The following is an 11,871-nucleotide window of genomic DNA, read 5'->3' on the forward strand; positions in this document are numbered from 1 at the left end:
CTACAGCACTGTCGACCAACTCCTCAGAACTGGATCCCATGAGCGTCATTAACGTCGGTCAGGCCGTCGTCCTCGGAGCCGTCGAGGGGGTGACCGAGTTCCTTCCGGTCTCCTCCACCGGCCATCTGAAGATCACCGAGGGGCTGATGGGCATCCCCGTGGACAACGACGCCGTCGTCGGGTTCTCCGCCGTCATCCAGGTCGGTGCGATCGCCGCCGTGCTCGTGTACTTCTTCAAGGACATCGTGCGGATCGTCTCCGCGTGGGGCCGTGGCCTGGCCAACAAGGAGGAGCGCTACCACCACGACTACAAGTTCGCCTGGTGGGTGATCTACGCGACCATCCCGATCGTGATCGTGGGCCTGGCCGCCAAGCCGCTCATCGAGGGCCCCCTCGCCTCACTCTGGGTGGTCGCCGCCTCGCTGATCGTCGGCAGTGGCGTGATGTGGGCGGCGGACCAGATGGGGCGGCACAAGCGCGGGGAGGACGACACCACGTTCAAGGACGCGATGCTGGTCGGCAGCTCCCAGATCCTCGCCCTGCTCTTCCCCGGCTTCTCCCGCTCCGGCGCCACCATGTCCACGGCCCTCATCCTCGACCTGGACCGCGTCGCCGCCACCCGCCTCTCCTTCTTCCTCGGCATCCCCGCCCTGACCGGCGCCGGCCTGTACGAGCTCAAGGACGCGCTGGGTACGGGGGTGGGCGCCGCCCCGCTGGCCGTCGGCACGCTCGTCTCCTTCGTCGTCGCCTACGGCTCCATCGCCTGGCTGCTGAAGTTCGTCGCCAAGCACTCCTTCAACGCCTTCGTCGTCTACCGGATCATCGTCGGCGTACTGCTGCTGGGCCTGCTCAGCACGGGCGCCCTCAGCAGCTGACGGCAATCGGCCCGCCTTTTCGGCCGCAGGACTCCACCGCTGCCCGAGGTCTGCGGGTGGCGGAAGTCCGCCGCTCTTCCGGCGGGTATCGGACGCCGGAAGAGCGGGCCGGTCGTAGATGAACCGCGGCCGGCCTTCGTGAGGAGTGCGGAGCTGGGGACTTGGCTCTGAGGACGGGTATCAGCAGCATTCCCCTGGGGGCTGCTCCCCGGCAAGAACCGGCAGGAGCACCCGCGCAAGTCGGCTTTCAGACTTCCCGCACCATGAATTTCCACATTCGCCACCCTTGACAGCTCCCGCCCGGCACCCGCAGGATCACTCTCGTGAACCTGTCAGACAGCCAGACAGCCAGTCAGGGCCCGCGGCGTATCAGCGCCATGGAAGCGGTGCTCGGGCATCTGCGTGCCGCCATTGAGCGCGGCGAGTACACGGTGGGCGACAAGCTGCCCTCCGAGGCGGAGCTCTGCCGCACTCTCGAGGTGAGCCGGCCGGTGCTGCGCGAGGCCCTCAGGGCCTTGCAGACGATGGGCCTGACCGTCTCCAGGACGGGCAAGGGCACCTTCGTCGTCGCCAACACCGTGGAGGACCCCACGTTCGGCGACTACGCGGCCAGCGACCTGCTGGAAGTGCGCCGTCACGTCGAGATCCCGGTGGCGGGCTACGCGGCCGTGCGCCGCACCTCCGAGGACCTCGACCACCTCACGCACCTGCTGGAGCGCATGGAGCGGGAGACCGACACCACCTCGTGGGTCGCCCTCGACACGCTGTTCCACCTGGCCGTCGCCCAGGCCGCCCAGAACCCGGTCTTCCGCCGGGTGATCGAGGAGATCCGCGACGCGCTGGCGCGTCAGTCGGCCTTCCTCAACCAGCTGGGCGGACGCCGCGAGCAGTCCAACCGCGAGCACCGGGCGATCGTCGAGGCACTGATGGACGGTTCCGAACTCGACGCCGTGGACGCCATGGCGCACCACCTCGACCGCGTCGAGACGACCCTCACCGACATCGTGCGCCCCGCGCGCACGGACAGCCCAACGGAAGGCGGACCCGAGGCGTGAGCGAGCAACACCTGAGGGACGAGACGCGCACACCGGCCGCACACGTCGACGCAGGAGACGCCGGCTACAGCAAGTCCCTGAAGTCCCGGCACGTCAACATGATCGCCATCGGCGGCGCGATAGGCACCGGCCTCTTCCTCGGCGCCGGTGGCCGCCTCGCCGACGCCGGACCCTCCCTCTTCATCGCCTACGCGGTCTGCGGCGTCTTCGCCTTCCTCGTCGTGCGCGCCCTCGGCGAACTCGTCCTGTACCGGCCCTCGTCCGGTGCCTTCGTGTCGTACGCCCGGGAGTTCCTCGGCGAGAAGGGCGCGTTCACCGCAGGCTGGATGTACTTCCTCAACTGGGCCACCACCGGCATCGCCGACATCACCGCGGTGGCCACGTACACCCACTACTGGGGCATGTTCTCCGACATCCCGCAGTGGGTGATCGCACTGATAGCCCTGGCCGTGGTGCTCACCGTGAACCTGATCTCGGTGAAGATCTTCGGTGAGCTGGAGTTCTGGTTCGCCATCGTCAAGGTCAGCGCGCTGGTGATCTTCATGTGCATCGGCATCTACCTGCTGGTCACCCAGCACCCCGTCGACGGGACCACCCCCGGCCCCGCGCTGATCACCGACAACGGCGGCATCTTCCCCAACGGCCTGCTGCCCATGCTGCTGATCATCCAGGGCGTCGTCTTCGCCTACGCCTCGGTCGAGCTGGTCGGCGTGACGGCCGGCGAGACCGAGAACCCCGAGAAGATCATGCCCAAGGCGATCAACTCGATCATGTGGCGCGTGGGCGTGTTCTACGTCGGCTCGGTCGTCCTGCTGTCGATGCTGCTGCCCTGGAACAAGTACAGCTCCGGCGAGAGCCCCTTCGTGACGGTGCTGTCCAACATCGGCATCCCGGCTGCCGGCGGCGTGATGAACCTCGTCGTCCTCACCGCGGCGATGTCCTCGCTCAACTCGGGCCTGTACTCCACCGGCCGCATCCTGCGCTCCATGGCGATGTCCGGCTCCGCACCCAGGTTCACGTCCGTGATGAGCCGCAGCCAGGTCCCCTACGGCGGCATCCTGCTCACCAGCGGCATCTGCGTCCTGGGCGTCGGCCTCAACTTCGTGGTCCCGGCGGACGCCTTCGAGATCGTCCTCAACTTCGCGGCGATCGGAATCCTCTCCACCTGGGGCATGATCATGATCTGTCACCTCCTCTTCTGGCAGAAGACCCAGAAGGGCGAGCTGACCCGCCCGGACTACCGACTGCCGGGCTCCCCCTGGACCGAACTCGTGACGCTGGCCTTCCTCGCCTCCGTCCTGGTCCTCATGTACGCCGACGGAGGCGCCGGCCGCACCACCGTGCTGTGCCTGCCGCTGATCGTCGGAGCCCTGGTCGTCGGATGGTTCGGCATCCGCGGCCGTGTCGCACGCCGGTCCACCGGGACTGGTCCCACCACCGGAGCCGACGCGTGACCCACGCGCCGCTTCCTGACAAGAGGCAGTGATGTTCAGCAGTTCCGTCGCGGACGCACCCCTGATCCGCGAGCCCCTCCACGCCCCCGTCGCCCACCTGATACGCGGCGGGGTCGTGGAGGGCATCCACTACGGCTCCGTCGTCGTCCTCGGCACCGACGGACACCTCCAGCTTCAACTCGGCGACATCGAGGCCGCGTTCTACCCCCGGTCGGCACTCAAGCCCGTCCAGGCCGTCGCCATGGTCCGGGCCGGTCTCCCGCTCGACGGCGAGCTCCTCTCGCTCACGGCGGCCAGCCACTCCGGCGAGGAACGTCACCTCGCCGGGACGCGGAAGATCCTGGAACGCGCCGGGCTGACCGAGGAGCATCTGCGCAACGTCACGGACATGCCGTTCGATCCGGCCGTCCGGGACGAGTGGATCCGGCAGGGCCGCTCGCCCTCCCGGCTCGCCCAGAACTGCTCCGGCAAGCACGCGGCCATGCTCTACACCTGCGTGCTCAACGGCTGGTCCCTCGACGACTACCTCGACCCCGGCCACCCCCTCCAGCAGGCGATCGCGGAGATCGTCGAGGACCTCACCGGACAGCGCATCGCCCAGGTGACCGTCGACGGCTGCGGCGCTCCGCTGTTCTCGGTCTCGCTGCACGGGCTCGCTCGTGCCGCCGCCCGGATCACCACGGCGCCGGCCGGTACACCCGAGGCGCGTGTCGCCGACGCGATGCGCGAGCACGCCGAGATGGCCTCCGGCTCGGGCCGGGACGTGGCCGCGCTGATGCGGGCCGTGCCGGGGCTGCTGGCCAAGGACGGGTTCGAGGGCGTTCAGGTTGCCGCGTTGCCGGATGGCCGCGCTGTTGCCGTGAAGATCGCCGACGGGGCGAACCGGGCACGTGTGCCGGTCGCTGCGGCTGGGCTCGCCCGGGCGGGCGTGGATCCTTCGCTGCTCGTGGAGTTCGCGGGGGAGCCGCTGCTCGGGGGCGGGGAGGCGGTCGGCTGTGTCCGGCCCGTGCGTGCGCTGGATCCGGTCCCGCTGAGGGCTTGCGGGTAGCGCTTCGCCGGTCAGGTCGTAATGGATCTGCAGGCCCGTTGTGGCTGGTCGCGCAGTTCCCCGCGCCCCTGAAGGGGCGCTTGTACTCACCCCTTGGAAAGAGGAACCGCACCCTCATGACGACCGTCGTCACCCGTAGTGAACACGACCTGCTCGGCGACCGTGACGTTCCCGCCGACGCGTACTGGGGTGTGCACACCCTGCGTGCCACGGAGAACTTTCCCATCACCGGCACTCCCATCTCCGCCTACCCGCACCTGATCGACGCGCTCGCGGCGGTCAAGGAGGCCGCCGCCCTCGCGAACGAGGAACTCGGTCTGCTGGAGTCCGGGAAGGCCGCCGCGATCGTCGAGGCGTGCCGGGAGATCCGGGACGGCAAGCTGCACGACCAGTTCGTCGTCGACGTCATCCAGGGCGGCGCCGGCACCTCGACCAACATGAACGCCAACGAGGTGATCGCCAACCGGGCGCTGGAGCTGCTGGGGTTCGAGAAGGGCCACTACCGGCACCTGCACCCCAACGAGGACGTCAACCTCGGCCAGTCGACCAACGACGTCTACCCGACCGCCGTCAAGATCGCGACGGTGTTCGCGGTGCGCGGGCTGCTCAAGGCGATGGCTGTCCTGCAGGACTCCTTCGCCCGCAAGGCCGTCGAGTTCCGCGACGTGCTCAAGATGGGCCGTACGCAGTTGCAGGACGCGGTACCGATGACGCTCGGCCAGGAGTTCTCCGCGTATGCCGTCATGATTGACGAGGACCGGTGCCGTCTTGACGAGGCCGCCGAGTTGATCCATGAGATCAACCTGGGTGCCACGGCCATCGGCACCGGACTCAACGCCCCCGCCGGATACGCCGAGTCGGCCCGCCGCCACCTCGCCGACATCACCGGGCTGCCGCTGGTCACCGCCGCCAACCTGGTCGAGGCCACGCAGGACTGCGGCGCGTTCGTGCAGATGTCCGGCGTGCTCAAGCGGATCGCCGTCAAGCTCTCCAAGAGCTGCAACGACCTGCGGCTGCTGTCCTCGGGGCCGCGCGCGGGGCTCGGCGAGATCAACCTACCGCCGGTACAGGCCGGTTCGAGCATCATGCCGGGCAAGGTCAACCCCGTCATCCCCGAGGTCGTCAACCAGGTCGCCTTCGAGGTGATCGGCAACGACGTCACCATCACCATGGCCGCCGAGGCCGGACAGCTCCAGCTCAACGCCTTCGAGCCGATCATCCTGCACTCCCTGTCGGAGTCCATCACGCACCTGCGCAGCGCCTGCCTGACGCTCGCGGAGCGGTGCGTGGACGGGATCACCGCCAACACCGAGGCGCTGCGCGCGAGCGTGGAGAACTCCATCGGCCTGGTCACGGCCCTGAACCCGCACATCGGGTACACGGCCGCCACCGATATCGCCAAGGAGGCCCTCGCCACCGGCCGCGGGGTGGCCGAACTCGTCCTGGAGAAGGGCCTGTTGCCCGCCGAGACCCTCGCCGACCTGCTGCGGCCCGAGGTCCTGGCCGGCAGCGGCTCCGTCATCGCCTGATCCACGGCCGCGCGCCAGGACCGACCCGGAGGCACAATGGTGATCATGGCAGTTCCCCCATCCGCCCCCACCTTCGAACCGGTCCTGGCGCGCATCGCCGAGGAGATCGAGCGCACTCCCGGCCGTGGTCGGCCCGCCGACTACATCCCGGCGCTCGCGGCCTGCGACCCGCGCCGCTTCGGCATGGCCGTCGCCGAGCCGGACGGCACGGTGTACGGGGTGGGGGACTGGCGTGAGCCGTTCTCCGCGCAGTCCCTCACCAAGGTCTTCACCCTCGCCCTCGACCTGGCCCGCGAGGGCGACGAACTCTGGGAGCACGTGGGCCGCGAGCCCTCCGGCAATCCCTTCAACTCCCTGATCCAGCTGGAGTACGAGAGCGGCATCCCGCGCAACCCGTTCATCAACGCTGGTGCCCTCGTCGTCACCGACCGCCTCCAGACCCGTACCGGAGACGCGGCGGGAGAGCTGCTCGCCTTCCTGCGTACCGAGAGCGGCAACCCGGGCCTGGACTTCGACCTGGACGTCGCCGCCTCCGAGTCCGCTCACGGCGACCGCAACGCCGCCCTCGCCCACTTCATGGCGTCGTACGGCAACATCGACAACCCCGTCCCGGCGCTGCTGGACGAGTACTTCCGTCAGTGCTCCATCACGGCGTCCTGCGCCGACCTCGCCCTCGCCACCGGCTTCCTTGCCCGGCACGGCGTTCGCGCCGACGGCAGCAGGCTGCTCACCGGCAGCCAGGCCAAACAGGTCAACGCGGTGATGCTGACCTGCGGGACGTACGACGCGGCGGGCGAGTTCGCCTACCGCGTCGGACTGCCCGGCAAGAGCGGCGTCGGCGGCGGCATCATCGCGGTCGTACCCGGACGCTGCACGCTGTGCGTGTGGAGCCCCGGGCTCGACGAGCGCGGCAACTCGGTGGCGGGTGTCGCGGCCCTGGACCGCTTCACCACCCTGACCGGCCTGTCGGTGTTCTGAGAGCCGGCGTTCGAACGGCCGGCTCAGTCCAGGAACTCGGTCAGCAGCGGCACGAGCAGGGACGTGCGCCGCATCAGGGCCACATGCGTGGTGGCCGGCAGGACGGCCAGCCGCGCCCCGGGGATCAGCGCCTGCATCTCGGCCGCGTGCTCCACGCGTACGAAGTCGGTATCGCCGACGACCAGCAGCGTGGGCGCGGCAAGGCCGCGCAGGTCGTCGGCCGTCCAGGGCAGCGGGGAGTGGGCCGCGCCCGTGACCTTCGCGAGGAAGTCCTGGAAGTGCTCGGGATGGGGCGCGACAGCGGCGTAGGCCTCGGCCATCTCCTGGAAGTCCGCCTCGCTGGGCAACCGGGGAGAGGTGTAGTCGGGTGCGCGGACCTCGTCGTGGTAGCCGTCCTGTTGGTACTGGGTGGCGGCGAGCACCAGCCGTCCGACGCGCTCGGGGTGGCGCACCGCGATCTCCAGCGCGGTCAGCCCGCCGAGGCTGAAGCCGATGAAGTCGGCCTGCTCGAGGCCGAGTTCGTCGAGCAGCGCCACGACGTCCGAGGCCAGGTTCGCCACCGTCATCTCGCGGTCGGTGTCGGCCGTGTGGCCGTGTGCCTGCAACTCGGGCGCCACGACACGGCGGTCCGCGGCCAGGGCGGGCAGCACGGCGGCGAAGGACAGGCCGATGGTATGGACCCCGCCGTGCAGCAGCACCAGCGGGCGCCGGGCGGCCTCTGCGGAGCCGTGGGTCTCGTAGTACATCTCCAGGCCGTTGACCTTGGCGTGGGCGGAAGTGTTCGGCACGGTCATCACGTCCGTTCTGTGGCCGACGGGCAAAGGGCGGGGAAGGAAGGTCGGACGCAGGGGAGACCGGCCGGCCGAACAGAAATCATCGTTCCCGGCGCCCGATCACACGCCGGACACACGCAGGCCCCCGCCCGGCAGGCGGCGCGTCAATTTCCGGCCACCCGGCGTTGACACGCTTACCGAGTGTTGGCCATGGCTTTTCCCGTCGATCTCCGTCGCTGTCAGGTCCTGGGCCTGGCCGGCACCGCCTTCCTCGCCCTCGGAGGTGAGACGTCCGGTGCCCTGCCCGTCCGGGACCTCCTGGCCCCGGCCAACGCCCGCGCGGCCCTGGGCCTGGTCGGGGTGTACTTCGGTGTCGTCCTGCTGATAGCCGCCTGGGTGCTGCTCGGGCGGCTCGTGCGCAGCGCCGAGCCGCCCACCCCGCGCGAGCTGCTGCTGGTGCTCGCCGTCTGGGCCGCACCGCTGCTCCTCGCCCCACCCCTGTTCAGCCGCGACGTCTACAGCTACCTCGCGCAGGGCGCGATGGTCGACGCCCACATGGACGTCTACGCGCACGGGCCCGCCCAGCTCGGCGGCCCGCTCGCCGACGAGGTCGCCCCGCTGTGGCGGCAGACCGGTGCCCCGTACGGTCCTGTGTTCCTCGCCGTCGCCTCCGCGCTGTCCGGACTGACCCGCGGTGAACTTCCCGCCGGTCTGGTCGGGATGCGGCTGGTCGCCCTGCTCGGCGTGGCGCTGATGGCGGCCGCGCTGCCCCGGCTCGCCCGGCACAGCGGCGCCGATCCGGCCGCCGCGCTCTGGCTCGGCGCCCTCAACCCGCTGGTCCTGCTCCACCTGGTCGCGGGCGCCCACAACGACGCCATCATGCTCGGCCTGCTCGGCGTCGGCCTGGTCGCTGCCCTCGGCCGCTGGCCGGTGCTGGGTGCCGTACTCGTCACACTCGCCGCGCTGGTCAAGGCGCCCGCCGTGCTCGGGCTCGCCGCGGTCGTCGTCCTCCAGGTGCGCGCCGGGCGACATCCGGCGAAGGCCGTCCTGTCGACCGCCGTCGCAGCCGCGGCCACCACGGTCGCCGCGACGGCCCTCGCCGGAACGGGCTACGGCTGGATAGGCGCCCTCGACACCCCGGTCTCCTCGCACAACTGGGCCCTCACCAGCCTCCTCGGACGTGCCACCGGAGCCATGCTGGAAGACCTCGGCAGCGACTTCGCGCCCCTCGCCCTCCCGGCCTGGCACATGCTCGGCCTCGCGGTCACCGCTCTGCTGGTGGCGGCCATATGGTGGCGACTGCGCCCCCGCCCGGTGTACGCGCTGGGCCTGAGCCTCGCCGCCGTGGCCGCCTTCGGCCCGGCGATCCGCCCCTGGTACGCCCTGTGGGGCCTGTTCCTCATCGCCGCCGCGGCACCCACCACCTCGGTACGGCAACGTGTGGCGGCCGTGACGGGAGTGCTCGCGCTCGCCACCCTGCCGAGCGGCGGACCGGCCGACAGCGGGCAGTTGATGCTGGCCGTCTCCGGCGGTGCGCTGGCCGTGGTCGTCCTGTGGCAGGTCCACCAGGCGGCCCAGGCACCCGCGCTGGAGAGGACCGCATGAAGGACCGCATGACCCCTCCCCGCACCGACCGCGGCCGGCTGCTCCTGGTCCTCGCCGTCGCCGCCGCCGTCACCGTCTTCACCGCGACCGTGCCGCTGCTGCGCGACTGGTTCGACCTGCGCGTCTACTACGGGGCCGTCAACAGCTGGATCCACCACGGCGGACGGATCTACGACTACCAGGTGCCGGGGACGACGTACGGGTTCACGTACCCGCCGTTCGCCGCCGTCAGCATGCTGCCCATGGCCCTCGTCGGTCTGCGCACCGCGATCGTCGGCTCCCTGCTGCTCAACCTGGCGGCCCTGGCACTGGTGCTGCACGTCCTGACCGACGGGGCATGGCGCCGCTACGGCTGGTTCGGCTGCGCCCTGGGCGCCAGTCTGCTCGCCCTGTTCGAACCACTCCGCGACACCTTCAGCTTCGGGCAGGTCAACCTTCTGCTGCTGGCCCTCGTGCTGGCCGACGCCTGGCTGCTCAGCACAGGGCGGGAACGACGGGCGGGCCTCGGCATCGGCCTCGCGGCCGCGATCAAACTGACCCCCGCTGTCTTCATCGGACTGCTCCTGCTCGCCCGCCGATGGCGTGCCGCCGCCGTCGCGACGGCCGTCGCGGCCGCGGCGACCGCGCTCGCCGGCTGGGTCGCGCCGGACGCCTCCCGCTTCTACTGGACCGAGGCCCTGTGGGACACCAGCCGTGTGGGCCGCCTCGACTACGTCTCCAACCAGTCGCTGCAGGGCATCCTGGCCCGCCTCGGTGATGCGGACCGCAAGGTCTGGGCCGCGGCCGTCCTGGTGGTCCTCGGCATCTGGGCCTGGCGGACCCGCCGGGCGGTCGCGGCGGCGGACTGGCCGGCCGCGTTCGCCCTCACCGGCCTGACCGCCTGCCTCGTCAGCCCCATCACCTGGGTGCACCACCTCGTGTGGCTGCTGCCGTCGTTCGCCGTGCTGATCCGCACCGGGCACGCGCGCGTGGCGGGCGCCCTGTACGCCGTGCTGTGCACCAGCGTGGTGTGGCTGTGGTTCCACGACGCGTCCGGCATCGACGGGTTCCTCGGCAGCAACACCTACACCTGGATCACCCTGGGCCTGCTGCTGTGGCTCCCGGTGGGTCAACTCCGCGGCGACACACCGCCCTTGCCCCGCAGCACCAGCGCCACGGCCCCGGCGCCCAGCACGGCGGCACCCGAGATGATGCCCGCCGCGGGCCATCCCGGCCCGCCGTCCGGGACGACGACGGCCACGGGAGTGGCCTGGGGCCCCGGCCGCGGTCTGACCCGCGACCCGTCCAGCGAGCCCACCGGTTCGACCCGGCCGGCGGCCTCGAACCCCCAGTCGAGCAGTTCGCGTGCCTCCTCGTAGACCGTGAACCCGCCGCCCGCCTGAGGGTTCATGACCGTGACCAGGAGGGTGCGCCCGCCGCGACGGGCCGCGGCGACCAGGGTGTTGCCCGCGCTGCTGGTGTAGCCGTTCTTGACACCGATCAGCCCCGGGTACGGCTCCACGCCGTCCGCGCCGGTCAGCAGCCGATTGGTGTTCCGGATGTCGTACGACCATCCGCTGCCGCCCGGGAACTTCGCCAGGGCCGTGCCGCAGTACCGCGCAAAGTCCGGGTTGCGCAGCCCCTCCCGGCCGAACACCGCCAGGTCGTACGCCGATGACACCTGGCCGGGTGTGTCGTATCCGTCGGGCGACCGCACGTGTGTGTCGAGCGCGCCCAGGGAACGGGCCTTGGCCTGCATCCGCGTGGCCGTCGTACGCCAGCCGCCGTTCAGCGAGGCCAGGACGTCCACGGCGTCGTTCCCGGAGTTGAGGAAGACTCCGCGCCACAGATCGTCGATCCGGTACGTCTGCCCCTCGGCGACCCCGACCTTGCTGCTGCCCGGTCCGATGTCCTCCAACTCCCGCTCCTTCACCGTGTGTTCGATGCCGGTGGGCAGGGCGGGCAGCACCGTGAGGGCGAACAGCGTCTTGAGCGTGCTGGCCGGCGGCAGCGCGCGATGCGCGTCGTGCGCGGCCAGCACCTCGCCGGTGCCGGCGTCGGCCACCAGCCAGGACAACGCGGAGACGTCCGGTACCCCGGGCACCCCACGATGGGTCCGGACCTGGATGCCCTCGCGGTACAGGAACGACGGCGGCGGCGCCGCCACCCGCGGCGCACCGGGCGGGGTGGGCTCGGCACCGGCGGCGGCCGCGACGGGCGCGAGCGCCAGGACACCGGCCACGCAGAGGGCGCAGGTGGCGACGGCTGTCCGGGACCTGAATTCGGTGATCATATGATCAACGTAGGAATCTGCCCGAGGTGCATGCCGGTGACCGGGCCATGACGCGGCTTGCTAGCACCCGGATGTCGCAACGTTGGGGCGGACGGCACCGTGGGGCGGACGGCGAAGGTCTGCGACGGGACTCGTCAACGCATCGGCATCTCGCGACACGCGCAACATGGCGAGTGCGACAAACAACGTTTTGATAAGTTGATCACAGTATTCCGGGCGGCTCACCCCCGTTGAGGAGCCCGGAATGCACACCTGCGCATAGACCCCGTAGGTGCGGGTCCC

9 protein-coding genes and 1 pseudogene are annotated in these 11,871 nt (G+C 70.6%); 8 read left to right on the forward strand and 2 right to left on the reverse strand.

What is annotated here, in order from left to right:
• The first annotated feature begins 38 nt into the window (after window positions 1–38).
• From OG870_RS43765 to OG870_RS43790, 6 genes are all read left to right on the forward strand, one after another.
• On the forward strand, window positions 39–875 hold the full coding sequence (locus tag OG870_RS43765; RefSeq protein ID WP_266526113.1) for an undecaprenyl-diphosphate phosphatase: 837 nt from the start codon (window positions 39–41) through the stop codon (window positions 873–875).
• Between the two features lie 377 nt (window positions 876–1,252).
• Window positions 1,253–1,930: a FadR/GntR family transcriptional regulator gene (locus OG870_RS43770; protein WP_266588597.1), complete on the forward strand. Its 678-nt coding sequence runs from the start codon at window positions 1,253–1,255 to the stop codon at window positions 1,928–1,930.
• Window positions 1,927–3,384, forward strand: a complete 1,458-nt coding sequence (locus tag OG870_RS43775; protein WP_266587422.1) for an amino acid permease — start codon at window positions 1,927–1,929, stop codon at window positions 3,382–3,384. The genes OG870_RS43770 and OG870_RS43775 overlap by 4 nt, the downstream gene beginning before the upstream one ends.
• A 31-nt stretch (window positions 3,385–3,415) precedes the next feature.
• A complete protein-coding gene (locus tag OG870_RS43780) occupies window positions 3,416–4,432 on the forward strand; it encodes an asparaginase (protein WP_266587424.1) in 1,017 nt (338 codons plus the stop codon).
• Window positions 4,433–4,548: 116 nt separating this feature from the next.
• A complete protein-coding gene (gene aspA, locus OG870_RS43785) occupies window positions 4,549–5,961 on the forward strand; it encodes an aspartate ammonia-lyase (RefSeq protein ID WP_266526107.1) in 1,413 nt (470 codons plus the stop codon).
• A gap of 36 nt (window positions 5,962–5,997) precedes the next feature.
• On the forward strand, window positions 5,998–6,939 hold the full coding sequence (locus OG870_RS43790) for a glutaminase (protein WP_266587426.1): 942 nt from the start codon (window positions 5,998–6,000) through the stop codon (window positions 6,937–6,939).
• A gap of 23 nt (window positions 6,940–6,962) precedes the next feature.
• Here the strand turns inward: OG870_RS43790 and OG870_RS43795 are convergent, their stop codons facing one another.
• Complete coding sequence (locus tag OG870_RS43795; protein ID WP_266587428.1) at window positions 6,963–7,733, reverse strand: alpha/beta fold hydrolase; 771 nt, start codon at window positions 7,731–7,733, stop codon at window positions 6,963–6,965.
• 189 nt (window positions 7,734–7,922) lie between these two features.
• On the opposite strand from OG870_RS43795, the gene mptB reads away from it, so the two are divergent.
• Together mptB and OG870_RS43805 are read left to right on the forward strand one after the other, a co-directional pair.
• The gene (mptB, locus tag OG870_RS43800; protein ID WP_266526101.1) at window positions 7,923–9,317 is read left to right on the forward strand and encodes a polyprenol phosphomannose-dependent alpha 1,6 mannosyltransferase MptB; all 1,395 of its coding nucleotides are present in this window, start codon (window positions 7,923–7,925) and stop codon (window positions 9,315–9,317) included.
• Window positions 9,318–9,325: 8 nt separating this feature from the next.
• Window positions 9,326–10,675, forward strand: coding sequence for a glycosyltransferase 87 family protein (locus OG870_RS43805; RefSeq protein WP_266588599.1), 1,350 nt, complete (start codon window positions 9,326–9,328; stop codon window positions 10,673–10,675).
• A gap of 83 nt (window positions 10,676–10,758) precedes the next feature.
• Here the strand turns inward: OG870_RS43805 and OG870_RS43810 are convergent.
• Window positions 10,759–11,589: pseudogene (locus OG870_RS43810) on the reverse strand (D-alanyl-D-alanine carboxypeptidase family protein); the annotation flags it as partial.
• Window positions 11,590–11,871: the final 282 nt, after the last annotated feature.

Origin of the sequence: Streptomyces sp. NBC_00461 (genome assembly GCF_036013935.1) — a bacterium.
GTDB lineage: Bacteria > Actinomycetota > Actinomycetes > Streptomycetales > Streptomycetaceae > Streptomyces.

Excerpts from the sequence above, each read along its gene's own strand:
- OG870_RS43790 (WP_266587426.1), top strand. The coding sequence starts at position 5,998 with ATGGTGATCATGGCAGTTCCCCCATCCGCCCCCACCTTCGAACCGGTC.
- mptB (WP_266526101.1), top strand. The coding sequence starts at position 7,923 with ATGGCTTTTCCCGTCGATCTCCGTCGCTGTCAGGTCCTGGGCCTGGCC.
- OG870_RS43780 (WP_266587424.1), top strand. The coding sequence starts at position 3,416 with ATGTTCAGCAGTTCCGTCGCGGACGCACCCCTGATCCGCGAGCCCCTC.
- OG870_RS43795 (WP_266587428.1), bottom strand. The coding sequence starts at position 7,733 with ATGACCGTGCCGAACACTTCCGCCCACGCCAAGGTCAACGGCCTGGAG.
- OG870_RS43765 (WP_266526113.1), top strand. The coding sequence starts at position 39 with ATGAGCGTCATTAACGTCGGTCAGGCCGTCGTCCTCGGAGCCGTCGAG.
- OG870_RS43805 (WP_266588599.1), top strand. The coding sequence starts at position 9,326 with ATGACCCCTCCCCGCACCGACCGCGGCCGGCTGCTCCTGGTCCTCGCC.
- OG870_RS43770 (WP_266588597.1), top strand. The coding sequence starts at position 1,253 with ATGGAAGCGGTGCTCGGGCATCTGCGTGCCGCCATTGAGCGCGGCGAG.
- aspA (WP_266526107.1), top strand. The coding sequence starts at position 4,549 with ATGACGACCGTCGTCACCCGTAGTGAACACGACCTGCTCGGCGACCGT.